Below are 16,226 nucleotides of genomic sequence, written 5' to 3' on the forward strand. Positions count from 1 at the left end.
CAGGTTAACACATCGATTCTGCTTGATGGGTCAGGGTGTGGTCAAGTCGTCTGGTCAGCAGATCTTCCAGCAGGTTGCCCCCGAGGTGGTACAGGGGAGCCATAACCATGCGGTAGTAGCTGTTTTTACCACGCTGCTCACTTTGTACCAGACCAGCTTCTTTGAGGATGCCCAGATGATAAGAGACTTTGCTCTGGTTGAGGCCAAGGTGGTGTTCAAGGTCACACACGCACAATTCCCGGTGGGCCAGCAAGGAGAGGATCTCGTAACGGATTTCATGGGCGATGGCTTTCAACAGGTCAAAAACAGGGCCTGGGATAAATTCCATTTGATGGTTTTCAGGTGTTCCCATGCACCCAAGTATATGCTTTTGAGGGTCCCTGAAATCCAGGGGCCGGATCTTCCACAGCAAGCCTTCGCAATCCTTATGCAACCGCTCTTTCCGATACAGGTGTCGCTGCTGAAGGCAAATTTGTTTGCCAAAACACCCAGCAGCATAAGAGGGAAAACCCTTACCCTTCTGGCAAACCAGCTGAAGCCTGCTGCCAGACGCATGAAGTGCTGGATGCTTTGAACCTAGAGCAATTTTTCATGATTCAGTCAGCTTCTCCTGATAGATTTGAGCATCTTCAATTCGTTCTCACAGGTCAAATCCTGCTTCAGCAGGGTGGTCATACGTTGTTGAACCCTCATGCTGGCGTCCCTTTTCAAGGCGGCGACCAGAAGCACATTTCAGGAGTTGCTCTTGTCCAGAACCTTCAAAATTTCGCTTGCTGCCCTCACCCTCACCGCCCTCATGGCAGCCTGCAGCCAATCTCCCAGCACCACTGCCGTGAATGAACAGCAGGTTGCTCCACAGGCCCAGCCTGCCCAGAATTACGTACCAGATGAAGTGCTGGTGCAATACAGTGCAACAGAAACACAGCAAAGCACCATTGAGAAAAACCACGGGCTCTCCAGGAAAGAAACCGTGGCCCACAAGAACGGCAAGGTGCTGAAGCTGCTGAAGATCAACAACGGCAAGGGTGTGCAGCAAGCCATTCAGGAGCTGAAAAACCAGCCTGGTGTAGATTTCGCAGAGCCCAACTGGATTTACAACCATGAGGCCACCTCCAACGACCCTTACTTCACCGGAAACAACCTGTGGGGCATGTATGGCGATGCCAGCGCCCCCAGCAACATTTACGGCAGTCAGGCTGCAGAAGCGTGGGCAGCCGGGCACACCGGGTCAAAGGGTGTTTACATCGGCGTGATCGATGAGGGCATCCAGTTCACCCACCCGGATCTGGCCGCCAACATCTGGACCAACCCCTTCGATCCCGTGGACGGCGTGGACAACGATGGCAACGGCCTGATCGATGACACCCACGGCTGGGATTTTGCCAACGGCGACAACAGCATCTTTGACGGCACCAAACGGGCCGGACCTGACAGCCACGGCACCCACGTTTCTGGCACCATCGGGGGCATTGGGGGCAACGGTCAGGGTGTGGCAGGCGTAAACTGGAATGTCACCCTGATTTCCGGCAAATTCCTGGGTGGCAGGGGCGGCACCACCGCCAACGCCATCAAGGCCGTGGATTACTTCACCGACCTGAAAAAACGCCACGGCCTGAACCTCGTGGCAACCAGCAACTCCTGGGGTGGCGGCGGCTTCTCACAGGGTCTGCTGGATGCCATCAACCGTGCGGGTGACGCTGGAATCCTGTTCATTGCTGCAGCAGGAAACGGGGGCAACGACGGGGTCAGCGACAACAACGACTCGGTGGCCAACTACCCCTCCAACTACGACTGCACCAATGGCGGAACCCGTGGCTGGGATTGCGTGATTGCCGTGGCCGCCATCGACTCCAAAGGGGCACTGGCCAGCTTCTCCAACTACGGAGCGAAAACCGTGGACATTGGTGCCCCTGGTGTGGCCATTTACTCTTCGGTGCCCACCAATTCCTACGCTTCTTACAACGGCACTTCCATGGCCACCCCACACGTTTCCGGTGCTGCGGCCCTGTATGCCAGCACCCACCCCGGAGCCACCGCCCAGCAGATCAAAGACGCCATTCTGGCTGCTGCCGTGCCCACCGCTTCCCTGTCCGGCAAGACCGTGACGGGGGGTCGCCTGAACGTCAGCGGGTTCTGAGCTTCAAATCAGACCTCAAACCAGAAACAGGCAGCCATGGCTGCCTGTTTTTTGCTTTTCACATGCTTTCTCTCAGTTGAAGTGGCCTTTGCCCACCCCTTTGATGGCATACACCATCTGACCGGTGCGGGACAGCAGGGCATCTGCGCTGTCTTCTGCTCTGGGGCGGGTGATGCCCAGTTTCAGCCCGAAAGCCACCTGCTGGCCTTCAAACATGAACGGCACCTGCACACTGTGCAAGACGCGATGGGCAATGCCATGCAGCACTTCCGGGGTGACCTCTCCGCGCAGGATCAGGGCAAAGCCACGGGTTTCCAGGTGGAACACCTGATCGGAGAGCCGCACGGTTTGCCTGAGGCGGCGGGCCATCTCGCGCAGCAGGGCTTCTCCGGCGGGGGTGCCTTCCAGGTTCCGGTCCAGCCCTTCGAGTTCCAGAAAAGCCACGGCCAGTCCTCCCTGGTCCAGGGCAGCTTCCAGCATGGAATGAAAAGCATTGCGGTTGTAGAGACCGGTGACAGGGTGCAAATCCAGCCGCTCCTGCAAAGAAGCCTGCCACTGCACGTGGTCGGTGACGTCCTCGAAGACCAGCAGGGCGTGGTTCTGCTGGGGCACTTTCACACGGGTGATGGTGTACCAGCCTGTGCCGCGCCAGCGGGCATAAATCGGCTCGAAGATGGAGAGGCGGTCATCCAGCAACAGCCCTTCCTGCTCGAAGTGCTCTCCGACTTTCCAGTTCATGCCGGTGATGGTGCACACCGCCGGGTTGAGGTCCAGTACCTGTGCATTCTGGTCCAGCAGCAGAAAACCACTGGGAGAGGCAGACATCAGGATCTGCATTTCCTGCAGCATCTGCTGGTGTTCGGTTTGCCTGGTGTAGAGTTCCAGTTCATGGTTGACCCTGCGGGCCGCCCGTTTAAGGTGCTCCAGGTCCCGTTCGCTGAAATCGCGGGGGTGCTGGTCCATGCAGCACACGGTGCCCAGACGGTGCCCTTCTTTGCTGATCAGGGGCACACCAGCGTAAAAACGCACCTGTGGGCCTCCGGTCACCAGGGGGTTCTGATTGAACCGCGAATCTTGCAGCATGTCCGGGACCACCAGGGCATCGTCTGAAAGGATGGTGTAGGAGCAGAAAGCATGCTCTCTGGGCAAATCTCCTTCTGGAAGCGTGGGTTCTGCTTGCAGGCGCACTTTGGACCACACCCGGTTGCGGTCCACAAAATTGACCATCACCAGGGGCATGTTCAGGGCGAAGGCCACATCTTCAGCGATGTGCTGGAAAACGGTTTCTTCTGGGGTGTCCAGGATGCCGCAGGTGTAAAGTTTTTGCAGCCGTTGTTCTTCCTGCACACTGAAGTTCTGGTCGTTGAGGTGAGGCATGGAAAGTGCAGATGGGTTCAGGTCAGACATGGAACGTTCCTCCCCAGGAATAACCGGATTTTAGCTTTTCGGTTCTTTCAGAGGCCATGCAGCGAAATGTTAAAAGCTTTTATTGATTGTCAGTGCTGTCCAGGGTGATCTGCTTCCAGTTTTTCTTCAGTTCCACCCGATAAGGTTCACGGCCTGCGTGCCCGTAGACCATCAGGGATTCTGCTTTTCTGGAGCGGCCCTCACGGGTCAATTTGATCTTGCCGTTCTGGTGGTGGATTCTGACTGTGGTCCATTCACCGGGTTCAAAACCATCTCCAGCATCTTCAAACAGCCTGTATTCCCCCTCGGCCTGCACGTTCACCTGCCATTCAATGCTGTCCCAGTAAGCTGTCCCCAGACTCTGGGTCACTTCGGTGAGGGGCACGATGCCTCCAGGCCGGATGAACATGGGGATGCGGTCCAGTCCGGCAGCCACCAGCTCATAACCAGAGCCGTACAGCCGTCCGGTTTGCGCATCGAATTCCGACCATCCTGCTGTGGGGAAGTACGCGCTGCGGTGGGTCTGGAAAGGACGCAGGATCGGGGTGGCCAGCAGGTTTTCCCCCAGCAGAAACTGGTCATCGAAGTGCGCCCCGTGCTCGGGGTAATGCAGCAGCATCGCCCGCATCTGGGGCATGCCGTTCTCGGTGCCTTCTTTCATCAGGGTGTAAATGTAGGGCAGGAGGCGGTACCTGAGTTCAATGGCGGCCTTGATGAAGGGCAAATACTCCGGGAAAGCCCAGGGCTCCTGGTAGTTGGTTCCAATGGCGCTGTGGTTGCGCATGAAGGGAAAAAACACCCCCAGCCAGGTCCAGCGGGTGACCAGTTCGCCACTGGAATACCCCAGAAAACCCCCGATGTCGCTGCCCACACAGGTGACGCCAGAGAGGCCCAGGCCCAGCAACATGCGCAGATTGAGTTCCATGTGCTCCCAGTAGGAGCTGTTGTCTCCGGTCCAGACGGTGGCGTAACGCTGGATGCCTGCATACCCTGCACGGGTGATGATGTAAGGGCGTCTGTCAGGCTGCAGTTTCAGCAGGCCTTCAAAGGTGGCCCTGCACATGCAGAGGCCATACACGTTGTGCACCTCCAGGTGATAGTGCTTCCCGTGCTGCGCGTCATCTGGCAGGGTCTTGCCTTGCACTTTTCTGGGGTCGTGGGGGCTGTGCACGGTGGTGCAGCTCGGTTCGTTCATGTCGTTCCAGAACCCTGCAATCTCCTGGTCCAGCATGGTCTGGTGCTGCGCTCCCCACCATTCCCGCACCTCGGGCCGGATGAAATCAGGAAACACGGCAGGATCTGGCCACACCTCCCCTTGCAGCACATCTCCGCGGTTGGTCTGCACCAGGAATTTCTTTTTGGCAGCCTCCTCGTAAGGCCCGTATCCGGGTTCTTTTTTGAGGCCCGGATCCATGATGGTGATGATTTTCACCCCCTGCTCTGCCGCCCACCGGGACAGTTTGAGGGGTTCTGGAAAGCGCTGCGGATGAAAGGTGAACACCTTGTAGCCTTCCATGTGATGGATGTCCAGGTGCACCACATCCAGAGGAATGCCATTCTTGCGGTACAGGGAAATCACCTTTTTGACCTGTTCATCAGATTCATAGCTGTACCGGGACTGGTGCAGTCCCATGGCCCACAGCGGACGGATGGGAATGCGTCCGGTGATTTCGGTGTAGCGGCGCAGGATTTCTGCCGGGGTGTCTCCCAGAATGAAATACATGTCCAGACCCTCACCCTCCACTTTCCAGGAGATCTTTTCAGGGTGGCTCTGGGCAATGTCCACCTCGGAACGGGAACTTTCATCCAGAAAAAAGCCCCAGACTTTCCCGGCATGCAAGGCCATGAAAAAGGGAATGGACTGGTAAAGCGGATCCGAGTCAGGCTGGTGGGGGGCAATGTCGGTGTTCCAGAACTTGAATTTGAGGCCCCTTTTGTCCAGCGGCCCGGTTTTCTCTCCGAAACCCATATAACTCTCGCCCGGAGGGGCATACAGGGTCAGGATGCTGGTGCAGATGTTGATGGGTTCGGCAGGCTCTAAAGTGCCAGACACCCCATCGATCCGGGCCACAGGCGCTCCATCCAGCCTCAGGTTGACCTTCCCATCAAAAGTGATGTGCAGGCTGGAATCGCCTGCACTGCAGACCCACTTTTCTCCCTGGTCGTCCAGGTCAAATGGCAATTCCCGTGGGTCCAGCACAGCGAAACTGTGTTTTTCTGGCAGGTCTTCCCCTTCGATGTACCCCTGGGGATGCACCCGGTAACGCCACACCCGGGTGGCCGGATGCATGATTTCTGCACGGGCATGGATGCCTCGCAGCACCACTTTGTTGCTTCTCTTTTCCAGTTTTTCAAACATAAACACCTCTGCCTGAAAATCAGGGAATCAAAGTCAGGAAGGATCTTCAGTCCATCCGCAGGTGCTTTTTCAGCATCCTGGTCCTGCTGTTCAAGTTCAGTCTGGCTTTTTAAAAAGCAAAATGGATTTTTTTCGGGTGATAAACAGCTGATGGCTTCTTGAAAAGAAATTCATCATGTGGGATTTCTTGCTTTCTGGATCTGCTGCCAGCAAAAAAGGCAACGGGGTGCGCAAAAGCATTGATGTGCAAATGCAGGACAATTCTGGTGATGGCCATTTCTCTTCAAAAACAGCACCCCCTGGAGTTCCAGGGGGTGCTGTTTCAAAGGTGAGGATGGGTCAAGAGGTGCAGGTCAGCGGTTTCCACCGCCACCCTGTCCAGATTTGCCGTCGTTGTCGTGGGAATTGCGGCCACCACGGGCGCGTTCTTCGTCGGTCAGTTCAGGACGGCCTTCATCGTTGCCGCCCTGGTTGCCTCCACGGCCCTGATTGCCCTGACTGCCACCCTGGGTGGATTGCTGGTCGTTTTTGTGGGAGTTTTCTCCGCCACGCATGCGCTCTTCGTGGGTCAGCTGGTGACGGCCTTCATTGCCCTGGTTTCCACCCTGGCCCTGTCCGCCCTGCTTGCCTTGCTGGTTGCCACCCTGATTGCCGCCCTGGGTGGATTGCTGGTTGCCCTGGCCCTGTCCGTCCTGCTTGCCTTGCTGGTTGCCGCCCTGGTTGCCTTGCTGTCCACTTTTACCACTGTTTTGGTTGCTCATCTTAGTGCTCCTTTGGATGACGAGAGGCTTAAAACTGAATTTGCGATGGTTCAAACAATCAAGATCAAACTGAGCATTCCCCGCAAAGACCTCTTTGCAAAGCCTTTGCATTCGGGTCTCTGTTCGACTTCTTCAAGTTAATTTAATTTAATGACAAACAGATGATAATTTCTTGATAGAATTTTATTGTTAATGTCAACATGTGATTTTTAAGAATTGACAATGATTCATCAAACATGCTCCTGAATCAAATTCAGGATTTCCGTTTCAGGCATGGCTTCTGAAAGACACGATAACACCTGCAACTGAAGCGGCTCTGTGGGATCTCTCAATGTCTGCTGACACACATAAGAAACATGAAGCACAATGTTCCCCATTGTCACTTCACTGGATCAAGCAATTTCATTTATTTGTGCAACAGCAAAAAACACAAAACTTCAGAGGCTTTGCAGTTCTTGCTGCTGGATCAACCGTCGGAGTTCCCACAACACTTCACCCAGATCAAAACCCTCCTGATAGGGATGTACGGGCAACACCACGCAACCCAATTCACGTTGCAAGCCCTGCAACACGTACTGTGACAGCCTTGCACGCCGGGGAGAATGCAGCAGGACCCCCACCTGTGAACGCACAAAATACAAATCCAGAACCACCTCGCTGTGTTGAAAGGCCAGCACAGGCTCCAGATCACGGAACGCTTTGGAGAGGAAGCGCAGCAGCTCTTTTTCTCGCCCGGGCAAAAAATCATGGGAGGTCTGCACAGGATCCAGGTGGTCCAGATGCCGCACCAGGCGGGCATAATCCTGCAAGCGGATGGCCGGAACAAGACGACCCTTGCGGCCATCGCTCATCATGAATTGCTTGAGGGTGTGGTCTGGCAGGGTGGCGGTGTGGTCTCTGAGGAGTTTCTTCCAGGTTTTCCCCGGATACAACTCTCCCACCTGACCCAGCACCTCATACACCGATATGTAACCCTGCACCACCTGCAACTCTGACATGGCTGTAGTGTAGGCGTGCAGCACCCACAAGATTCTCATGTGCAATTGTGAAAACAATTTAACACGTCTGGGAAGCCAAACAAGAGTTTAACCATGCATTATAAATCCATGATCTCTGAATGTTTGATTTCACAATGCTCTACAAATGTAATAAAACACAAAAATGAAGAGTTGACCCAAATGCAAACAGAACACATCCAAATCCCAATCATCCCTGTATAATTCCTCATGGATTTTGTTCCATATCCACACCCTTGTTCCTTAAACTCGACCTGAGCAACTTGCCCTGTCTTTGCCAGGGGATTCCCCAGATGCAAAGCAGACTCCGAAGTCCTCTGAAAGCAACTCAGCATGCCCCTGAAACCCCAGTCTTCCCTGCAACCCACGCGCTCTGTGCTGCAAGCCCTGCAAATCAGACAGCAAACCCATGCCCATCGGATGCAAGCAGCCATGCACCATGCTCCCATGGGTCAGATGCTGGTGGGCACAGATGGTCATCCTTTGCAGGTGAATGCGGCTGCTTGCCGCATCCTGGGGTACAGCGAAACTGAGCTTCTGCAACAGCCCATCTGGAACTTCATTCACCCGGAAGATCAGGAGGACATCGAGCAGATCCGGGTGCAGCTGCAGGACTCCACCGTGAGCAGCCTGGACCAGGAAAAACGCTTCCTGCACAAAGACGGTCATGTGGTGTGGATCCAGCGCCACCTCTCGGTGGTGCGGGACAGCGCAGGAACACCCCAGCAATTTGTGGTGCAGTTCTCAGACATCAGCGAGCGCAAAAAAGCCGAACAGGAACGGGACCGGGCCATGCGTTACCTGCAAGCCCAGACCCGGATTTCCCGCCTGCTGGAAGACAACCTGCCCCCTGAAGATGTGGCCCGCGAAGCCAGCTGGATTCTGGCCCAGGCGGCAGGGCTGGATTACACCGGCCTGATGACCGTGAAAGGAAATGCTGGACATGTCACCACCGTGTACGTGACCCAGCATGCCAGTGAAGCTTTCCTGCAAGCCACCCAGCAACCCATCCCCAGAGGCAAAGGGCTGTCCTGGCGCAGCCTGGAAAGCAACTCCCCCATGTACATGGAGTACAGCCTCAAACATCCTGGAGCCCGTGCAGAATTTGTGGCTGCTGGCGTCACTGCAGTGGCTTACATTCCGCTGGTGCCCCTCAGCAGCAAAACCATGAACCCACTGCTTTTTGTGGCCAGCTGGCTGAACGGCAACCGCAGCTGGACCGAAGAAGACCGCAACCTGCTGGACAGCGCCGGACGCAGCATCCGCGTGGCGCTGGAACGCCAGGAGCAAATGTACCTGCTGGAACAGGCCGCCCTGCACGACGCCCTGACCGGACTGGGCAACCGCCGGGCCTTTGAGCAGGACCTGCAGGCCGAACACGCCCGTGCCAGACGCCACGGACACCCTCTGGGCGTGATGGTGCTGGACCTGGACGGCTTGAAGACCATCAACGATGGACAGGGCCACGAAGCCGGAGACCGTGTGCTGCAGGCTTTTGGCCGGGAACTGAGGCAGCACATGCGCCTGGAAGACCGCTGTTACCGTCTGGGCGGAGATGAATTCGCGGTGATCCTGGCCCACAGCCCCATCCATTCCAGCGAAACCATCCACCTGCGGGTGCAGGATTTGATCCGGGAAGTTCAGGAACAGGATTTTCCGGAGGCGGATGTGAGTGCAGGCATCGCTTTCTATCCAGAGGAATGCCAGCAGGCCCTGGAATTGCTGCACCTCGCCGATGAACGCATGTACCAGATGAAAGCAAGACATCGGGGAAAAACCTGAAAAGCAGACCCCGAATTCGGAATCTGCTTGCTCGATCAGCGGTAAGAGAGGTGCAAGGGCAGGAATTTCAGCTCGTAAGTGCCATCTTCGAGGGGCAACACCTGCTGGGCCGGTTGGCACTGCACTTCCAGAGGAGGACCATGCCGCGCATGGTAACGGATGGTGCAGGCTTTTGAAGGGTCCTTCTGGTAGGCCTGGTATTCCGCTTCAGTCAGGTAGACCAGAAAGTGGGCAATGGAAAATGCAGTGTGGTCCACAAGTTGAAACTCCACGATGGTGGCTGTCCAGAGGAGCATCTGTGTTTCACCTCACCAGGTCTGGCCTTCCATTTTGCCGATGGAGACACTGCCACTTCTTGCCGTGATGGTCAGGGTTTTCGCCCCACTGGTCACCGCCTGGAAATATGCCGTGATGGTCCCTCCAGCGTTGATGGCCTGGGTGACGGTTTCACCATTGAAGGAGACATCCAGCAGCTGGCTGTTCTGGCTGCTGTTTGATGTGATCAGGAACTTGTACTTGGCATTTTGTGTGGCACTCACATTGAAGGTTTTGCTGGTTCCATTGGCAATTGCCCCCACAGATGAGGTCACCACACCGGGGATGTTGATGCTGGAACTCTGGCTGCTGGTGGTCACTGAAATGGGGGTGTTAAATGCACTGGCATTTCCTGCAGCGTCCAGGGCACGCACTTTGATGCTGTATGCAGTGTTGGCGGTCAGTCCAGAGATGGTGTAAGAGGTGCTGCCACTGCTGCCGTTGAGGGCGTTGTTGACGTACACCTCATATTTGGACACCCCAACGTTGTCTGTAGAAGCACCCCAGGAAACATTGATGCTGCTGCTGGTTTTGCCGGGGCTGGTCAGCGTTCCCGGAATTGTGGGGGCCTGCGTGTCGCTGGAAGGGGCATTGGTGGTCACGCTGATGGCCGTGTTGAAAGCAGAAGCATTTCCTGCGGCGTCCAGGGCGCGCACTTTGATGCTGTAGGCGGTGCTGGCAGCCAGACCTGTGATGGTGTAACTGGTGGTGCTGCTGGTGCCTTTCAACACGTTGTTGACATAGATTTCGTAGCTGGACACGCCCACGTTGTCGGTGCTGGCTCCCCAGGAAACATTGATGCTGCTGCTGGTTTTGCCGGGGCTGGTCAGGGTGCCGGGGACCGTGGGGGCGGTGGTGTCATAGCCGCCTCCTCCGGTGCCTGTCCCCACCGTGAACTGGTACAGTCCGTTGCTGATGCGGGCGTTCCAGTTGGTTTTCACCGTGGCGTTGGCAGAAAGCTGGCTGTTGCCCCACTCCCCTTCTGCGCAGCCGTTCACCACACCGCCACTGCTGCTGAGGGTGCAGGCCCAGTGGCTGTAGGCTTCCCAGTTGTCGTTGATGTAGGCGATGGCGCGGATGTCGTTCTGGTTGGCTTCAATGAAGTTGAAGTAGGGGTTGTACCACTCGTTCCACACCGTCTGCCCGGTCAGTCCAGTGCGGGTGGTTTTGCCGGTCTGCTCGAACTTGACCTGACCATCTGGTGCCAGGGTGTAACCTCTGGGGGTGGATTCGGAGATCATGATGGGCTTGCCCTTGGTTTTCAGGTAGTTGACCACGTTCTGCACAGCAGTCAGCCCATTTGAGCACTCCCCACCCTGATCAAAGAGGGAAATGGCGGTCCAGTCCACGTTGGTGCTGCCAGGCCACCACTGGTCATAAAAGGCCGCAAGGTTGCTGCCCACCGGACGGGTGTCGTTGGTGTTGCTGCCGGTGGGGTTGAGGGGACCGCCACCAGAGAGCACCCCGCCGTTGCACCATGCAGCCAGTTGCCAGACCAGGGCAATGTTGGTGGCACCCTGGCGCTGTGTTTCGGCCTTGAACCAGCTCCAGATGGTCTTGTAGGCGTCGGGCCAGTAGCCGTTCCAGGGGCCTTCTGCTTCATAGCCGAGGCGCACAAAAACCGGACGGCCAGAATTTTTGAGGTCCGTGATGATGCTGCGCATGTTCTGCAGCAGGCCCGTACCCACCGGGGAACCATCGATGGTGTTCTGGATGTCTCCCTGCCAGGGTTTGCTGGGGTCGATGGCTTTGGCAATGTCGGTGTCAAAGGCCTGCCCCATCCAGATGCCCACAGTCAGGGCCTGCTGGGGTCCGGTGGCGCTCCTGGCGAGGTTCAGGTCCTGGTTGCCGTAGCCACTGGAGTACCACGCGGGGGTGCTGCCTCCGGTGAACCCACTGGTCTGCAGGGCAGGATTGACATACAGGGTGACGCCTGCGTATTTGCCGGGAAAGTTCTGCTGGTAGTTGCTGATGCCGTCGGTGGTCTGGCCGGAAATCACCATGATCCTGTCGCCGGTGAATTTGCCGGTCACGGCCTGCTTCTGAAAGCTGGCATGGCTGGGGGTCTGCTGGGAGCAACTGCTGATGATCAGGGCGACACTGAGGAAGGCCAGAGGGGTGAGGATCTGTTGTTTCATGGTTCTCCTGGAAGGGTGAATGACAGCCACGGGAACGTGCAGCAATCCATGCAGCAACCATTGAAAGCGATTTCAGAATGGAGGCTGTCGTGTGGATCTTCTGCGAAAAGGGTGCTGAATTGTGGGTGTCTTGTTTGCAGTGTAGGTCTGGACCCGGTTCATGTCAAATGCATTCAAAAAGCTGCATGAAAGGAGAAAAACGCTTGTCAAACGGGCTTTTTTCAAAATCTTTAAGCGCATTGTCTTTCGGGTGTTTCACCTTCAAACCTGATCCAGCGTTCATTTTTGGGCGTTTCATGGAAACAGATTGAAAGTTTGAAACTGTCTAGACAGCAATTTTTTTGAAATTTCAGAAAGACTTTCAGAAGCAAAAAGGACGCTTTTGGGGCTTTTTCCGCATTGGTTCAGTTTTGTGACAAACTTTCCTTTGCGGGTGCCCTTGAACGTCTGGCCCAAAACCTTTTTTCAGATCCTTTGAAACACTTTCTGAAATTTCAGAAACTCCATCCAGAACGTTGTTTATACACCAATTACATTCTTGACAGCGCTTTCAATATGGGGTTATGATCTGGTCATCCTCCAACCTGTTCTGAAAGGACACCATGACCCGGACCCAGAAACCCCTATTGCTGTCGGTGGTTTTGCTCACCTCGATGCTCAGTTGCGCCCAGAAAACCCCCGTCTCCCCTACCTTCTCAGGAAAATTCCTGCCCGAGAACGGCAAAATCCAGTTCATTCTGGGCCAGGACAGCGACACCCTCTCAGACGCCAGAAAAGACCTGATTGACGGGGCTGGTTTCCCTGCCCCTGCAGGCATCACCCTCTACACCAACATCGGAAACACCGTTCCAGACAATGAACAGTGGCGGGTGCTGGGTGGGGTGCCTCACAACGAAAAACACGAATACGGCCAGGGATACGCCAGCAACAGCATCAACCTGGGAAGTGGCAAAGTGGATTTCAAGGCCAGTGTGGACCAGTACAGCACCTCGGACACCCTCAGTGTGGGCCTGTGGCTGAGTGGCACCTCTGTGAACTGTGCCCAGCAACCCCTCAGGGCCATGCTGGACCGCAATGACGGGGACCTCACCCCCGAACTGAAAGGCCAGTACCGCTACTACTTTGAGCAACTGGGGCAGTATTTCAAGAGCCTGACCGGAAAGAAAGTGTTCCTGCGCATCGGGTATGAATTTGACGGACCCTGGAATTGTTTCAACGCCCAGCTTTACCGGGATGCCTTCAAAGAAATCAAAAAGACCATCAACGCCCAGACCGACAACGTGGCCTACGTGTGGCAGGCCTCGGCATGGCCCCAGCCTTACGACCAGGGCGGCGAATTTGGAGATCCAGACGGTGTGCCTTACGGCTGGTATCGGGATTTGCGGTACAACGGGAGCAAAGATTTCCACCATCCCCTCTCCCCCACCGATGAGAAATTCGGGCAGGCCATGCTGGACTCCTTTTACCCCGGAGATGACGTGGTGGACTGGGTGGGCGTCAGTTACTTTTACGGCACCAGCTGGATGGAGACCTGGGGAGAAGGCAGCAAATACGCCCTCTACACCCCCACCCAGGCCCAGAACGCCATCCTCAAATTTGCCCGTGCCCACAACAAACCCGTGCAGATCAGTGAATCTGCCCCTCAGGGGTATGACCTGACCCACAAGACCGTGAAAACCATCTTCAACGGCACCCAGAAAGACCTCTCGGACCAGCAGATCTGGGACGGCTGGTATGTGCCTTACTTCAAGTTCATCTCAGACAACAAAGACGTGATTCGCAGCGTGGCCTACATCAACACCTTCTGGCAAAGCCAGGCCAGCTGGATTTGCTCTGACGGAGCCACAGCAGGAGGTCCAGCCTGTCCCAGCGGTTACTGGGGAGACCACCGTTTGCAACAGAATGCCTTCATCCGGGACCACTTCCAAGCAGAGCTGCAAAGTGGCAGCTGGCTGCTGGGGAAATAGAGAGCGCAGCCAGCCGAAAGAGGACCCTGTGCGGGTCCTTTTTCATTGGCGGTAATAAATTCAGCTGTCCCACTCTTCAAGTTGCTTTTGCTTGCGAAGCAGCACTTCACCAGTGATCCGATGCAATTTTGTTTGCAAGTCCAGCTCATGCTGGTCAAAAAGCTGCTCTCCCAGCAGGTTGTGTCCAAACAATTCAATCCGTGCCTGTGAACATTGCTTGAGGAAGGTCTGCAGATAGGAAAACGGGTCTTCTGCCTGCTGGAGGCTCTCGCCCATGAAATCCGTGACCGCATTCAGGTGGCACATGAACTGAAAGTTCCACCAAAAGTCATCTGCAGTACAGCCCTCCATGTGGTCAAAGTGCCCCACACTGCCCCGATCATCATAGGTTCCAGAACCACAAAAGCGAAAAAGCTGGTTCAGGTCTCTGGTGGGTGGACGGTCCAGCATTTCGAGCAATTTGTGGGTGCTGGCAAGGTCTCGATCTGTCCAGTGCAGCGCCACCAGCATCACTGGATCCCGGACACTGATGCTGGTGCGGGTGAGCGCACAGGTGTGATCAAAAACCCCCATGCAATCTCCTTTTGGACTGCAACAGAACGTCCTTTGACCTGTCACCGCAAGGAAAAGCTGTATAAAATCTGGAACAACCGCACAGAGAAGACAACATGGCCCCAGTGTATCAGCCCTGAAGTGCTGGCTTTCAGAGGCCCAGACCTCAAAAAGCGGTGTCTGCAGCAGGGTTGAAATGAACTTCAGTGTGAAACAGGCAGGAAACGGAAACGCTGGTTGTTCCGGCCATCCTGGAAGATCAAAGGAGCATGGTGAGATGTCGTTGTGCTGAGCTGGCAAAACTTTCTGAAAACCTAAATGCCTGAAAAACCACCTGCCATTTCAGGCTTTTTCAGATCCCCTGCGCTACCATCAACCCATTCCACAACCCCAAAGGAGTCACATGCTGCACCCCCAGAAACCCCACCAGGGACTGGCCCTGCTTGGCCTCATGCTGCTGGCCTCATGCGGTCAGAACGCCCCTCAGACCTTAAAATCCACCCTCTCTCCCCAGGCCCACTCGGGCGGAGGGGCAGACATCGGAGATGGCAAAATCGTGCGCATGCAGGCCGTGCACAGCGGAAAATGCCTGGATGTTTCCGGAATCAGCCAGAGCAACGGGGCGCAGGTCTGGCAGTGGGACTGCGTGGACAACAACCCCAACTACAACCAGGACTGGAAATTCAAACGGGTGTATGCCGGAGGGGTGTACTACCAGATCCAGGCGCAGCACTCCCAGAAATGCATGGATGTGATGGGCATGGCCATGAACAATGGAGCCAACGTCGGGCAGTGGGACTGCCACAGCAACCCCGATGACCCCAACCTCAGGAATCAGCTTTATGCTCTGTGGGATCTGGGGAACAACACCTACAGCCTGATTCCCAAACACAGCAACCTGTGCCTGGACATCGCCGGAATCAGCCAGAACAACGGGGCCAACCTGACCCAGTGGTCCTGTGTGCAGGGCAACAACCAAAAGTTCAGGTTCATTCCGACCTCGCATGGTACCGGACCTGGCCCTGGACCTGGACCCTCCAAGGAGTATTGCGAGGAATACGCCACCCTCAACTCTGGCCCCTACAAATACGTGAACAACACCTGGGGCAGCTTCAAAACCTCCGGCTGGAAGCAGTGCCTGCAGGAACGCACCGTGAACGGCGTGAAGCAGTACGGCTGGAACTGGAACTGGCCCGGTTATGACCCCTCCGTTTACGCCTACCCAGAGATCATTTTTGGCTGGAAACCCTGGGACAACGCCCCCAGCACCGATGCCCGCTTCCCCATGGCCGTGAATGGCATGAAAAACGTGATCCTCAACTGGGATGTGGAAGCCACCCGCAGCGGTCACTATGACTTTGCCCCCGAAATCTGGCTGACCCGTTCCCCAGGCGCAGGCACCGCACGCCCCGGAGACATCGCCACCGAAATCATGGTCTGGCTGGATTACGACAGTGCCGCCAACCCTGCTGGAAGCCGCGTGGCCGGAACCACCATCGACGGCGTGTACTACGACATCTACAAAACCCACATGTCCGGCAACGGAGCAAGCTGGGAGTACATCACTTACAAGGGACCTGCAAGGCGCAACGCAGGCAGCCTGAACTTCAAGAACTTCATCCAGGATTCGGTCAACAGGGGGTACACCAGCAACAGTTATTACCTGTCTGGGATTGAGTTCGGAGATGAAACTTCTGGAGGCAGCGGGAACATCTGGGTCAAAGGGCTTTCGGTGAACGTGCAGTAAAACCCTGAAAAAACAAAACCCTCTCTGAAGTTTTTCCAGAGAGGG

The 16,226-nt window shown here is 55.8% G+C and carries 13 protein-coding genes; 4 read left to right on the top strand and 9 right to left on the bottom strand.

The window, feature by feature from the left end; genetic code table 11:
• Positions 1-4: 4 nt before the first annotated feature.
• Positions 5-352 carry an ArsR/SmtB family transcription factor gene (locus IEY52_RS18210; protein ID WP_229684863.1) on the bottom strand — a complete coding sequence of 116 codons (348 nt, stop codon included), beginning with the start codon at positions 350-352 and terminating at the stop codon, positions 5-7.
• Between the two features lie 393 nt (positions 353-745).
• On the opposite strand from IEY52_RS18210, the gene IEY52_RS18215 reads away from it, so the two are divergent.
• Positions 746-2,137, top strand: coding sequence for a S8 family peptidase (locus tag IEY52_RS18215; protein WP_229684864.1), 1,392 nt, complete (start codon positions 746-748; stop codon positions 2,135-2,137).
• Between the two features lie 72 nt (positions 2,138-2,209).
• Here the strand turns inward: IEY52_RS18215 and IEY52_RS18220 are convergent, their stop codons facing one another.
• The 5 genes from IEY52_RS18220 to IEY52_RS18240 all read right to left on the bottom strand — a co-directional run bounded on the left by IEY52_RS18220 (position 2,210) and on the right by IEY52_RS18240 (position 7,701).
• Complete coding sequence (locus IEY52_RS18220; protein ID WP_189005075.1) at positions 2,210-3,544, bottom strand: sensor domain-containing diguanylate cyclase; 1,335 nt, start codon at positions 3,542-3,544, stop codon at positions 2,210-2,212.
• Positions 3,545-3,623: 79 nt separating this feature from the next.
• Positions 3,624-5,903: a glycoside hydrolase family 31 protein gene (locus IEY52_RS18225; protein WP_189005077.1), complete on the bottom strand. Its 2,280-nt coding sequence runs from the start codon at positions 5,901-5,903 to the stop codon at positions 3,624-3,626.
• Between the two features lie 109 nt (positions 5,904-6,012).
• A complete protein-coding gene (locus tag IEY52_RS18230) occupies positions 6,013-6,180 on the bottom strand; it encodes a hypothetical protein (protein ID WP_189005079.1) in 168 nt (55 codons plus the stop codon).
• 76 nt (positions 6,181-6,256) lie between these two features.
• Entirely contained in the window at positions 6,257-6,664 is a 408-nt protein-coding gene (locus tag IEY52_RS18235) for a hypothetical protein (protein ID WP_189005081.1), read from the bottom strand.
• 437 nt (positions 6,665-7,101) lie between these two features.
• On the bottom strand, positions 7,102-7,701 hold the full coding sequence (locus IEY52_RS18240; RefSeq protein ID WP_189005083.1) for a hypothetical protein: 600 nt from the start codon (positions 7,699-7,701) through the stop codon (positions 7,102-7,104).
• A gap of 312 nt (positions 7,702-8,013) precedes the next feature.
• Here IEY52_RS18240 and IEY52_RS18245 point away from each other — a divergent pair, with 312 nt between their 5' ends.
• Positions 8,014-9,462, top strand: coding sequence for a sensor domain-containing diguanylate cyclase (locus IEY52_RS18245; protein ID WP_189005091.1), 1,449 nt, complete (start codon positions 8,014-8,016; stop codon positions 9,460-9,462).
• A 35-nt stretch (positions 9,463-9,497) separates the two neighbouring features.
• Here the strand turns inward: IEY52_RS18245 and IEY52_RS18250 are convergent, their stop codons facing one another.
• Both IEY52_RS18250 and IEY52_RS18255 read right to left on the bottom strand, forming a co-directional pair.
• Positions 9,498-9,758, bottom strand: a complete 261-nt coding sequence (locus tag IEY52_RS18250) for a hypothetical protein (protein ID WP_189005093.1) — start codon at positions 9,756-9,758, stop codon at positions 9,498-9,500.
• Positions 9,759-9,770: 12 nt separating this feature from the next.
• Positions 9,771-11,915 (bottom strand): fibronectin type III domain-containing protein, encoded by a 2,145-nt coding sequence (locus tag IEY52_RS18255; protein WP_189005102.1) that lies wholly within the window; start codon positions 11,913-11,915, stop codon positions 9,771-9,773.
• A gap of 602 nt (positions 11,916-12,517) precedes the next feature.
• Here IEY52_RS18255 and IEY52_RS18260 point away from each other — a divergent pair.
• A complete protein-coding gene (locus tag IEY52_RS18260) occupies positions 12,518-13,882 on the top strand; it encodes a glycoside hydrolase family 26 protein (RefSeq protein WP_189005104.1) in 1,365 nt (454 codons plus the stop codon).
• A 60-nt stretch (positions 13,883-13,942) separates the two neighbouring features.
• On the opposite strand, the gene IEY52_RS18265 is transcribed toward IEY52_RS18260, so the two are convergent.
• Entirely contained in the window at positions 13,943-14,455 is a 513-nt protein-coding gene (locus IEY52_RS18265) for a hypothetical protein (protein ID WP_189005106.1), read from the bottom strand.
• A gap of 382 nt (positions 14,456-14,837) precedes the next feature.
• Here IEY52_RS18265 and IEY52_RS18270 point away from each other — a divergent pair, with 382 nt between their 5' ends.
• Positions 14,838-16,181 carry an RICIN domain-containing protein gene (locus IEY52_RS18270; protein ID WP_189005108.1) on the top strand — a complete coding sequence of 448 codons (1,344 nt, stop codon included), beginning with the start codon at positions 14,838-14,840 and terminating at the stop codon, positions 16,179-16,181.
• The last annotated feature ends 45 nt before the right edge of the window (positions 16,182-16,226 follow it).

The sequence above is a fragment of the Deinococcus roseus genome, assembly GCF_014646895.1.
GTDB classification, from domain to species: Bacteria; Deinococcota; Deinococci; order Deinococcales; family Deinococcaceae; genus Deinococcus_C; species Deinococcus_C roseus.

What these genes read in the sequence shown, in the direction of transcription:
- IEY52_RS18230 (WP_189005079.1), bottom strand. Translation starts at nt 6,180, where the DNA reads ATGGCCATCACCAGAATTGTCCTGCATTTGCACATCAATGCTTTTGCG.
- IEY52_RS18255 (WP_189005102.1), bottom strand. Translation starts at nt 11,915, where the DNA reads ATGAAACAACAGATCCTCACCCCTCTGGCCTTCCTCAGTGTCGCCCTG.
- IEY52_RS18265 (WP_189005106.1), bottom strand. Translation starts at nt 14,455, where the DNA reads ATGGGGGTTTTTGATCACACCTGTGCGCTCACCCGCACCAGCATCAGT.
- IEY52_RS18260 (WP_189005104.1), top strand. Translation starts at nt 12,518, where the DNA reads ATGACCCGGACCCAGAAACCCCTATTGCTGTCGGTGGTTTTGCTCACC.
- IEY52_RS18220 (WP_189005075.1), bottom strand. Translation starts at nt 3,544, where the DNA reads ATGTCTGACCTGAACCCATCTGCACTTTCCATGCCTCACCTCAACGAC.
- IEY52_RS18225 (WP_189005077.1), bottom strand. Translation starts at nt 5,903, where the DNA reads ATGTTTGAAAAACTGGAAAAGAGAAGCAACAAAGTGGTGCTGCGAGGC.
- IEY52_RS18235 (WP_189005081.1), bottom strand. Translation starts at nt 6,664, where the DNA reads ATGAGCAACCAAAACAGTGGTAAAAGTGGACAGCAAGGCAACCAGGGC.
- IEY52_RS18245 (WP_189005091.1), top strand. Translation starts at nt 8,014, where the DNA reads ATGCCCCTGAAACCCCAGTCTTCCCTGCAACCCACGCGCTCTGTGCTG.
- IEY52_RS18250 (WP_189005093.1), bottom strand. Translation starts at nt 9,758, where the DNA reads ATGCTCCTCTGGACAGCCACCATCGTGGAGTTTCAACTTGTGGACCAC.
- IEY52_RS18210 (WP_229684863.1), bottom strand. Translation starts at nt 352, where the DNA reads ATGGGAACACCTGAAAACCATCAAATGGAATTTATCCCAGGCCCTGTT.
- IEY52_RS18240 (WP_189005083.1), bottom strand. Translation starts at nt 7,701, where the DNA reads ATGAGAATCTTGTGGGTGCTGCACGCCTACACTACAGCCATGTCAGAG.
- IEY52_RS18270 (WP_189005108.1), top strand. Translation starts at nt 14,838, where the DNA reads ATGCTGCACCCCCAGAAACCCCACCAGGGACTGGCCCTGCTTGGCCTC.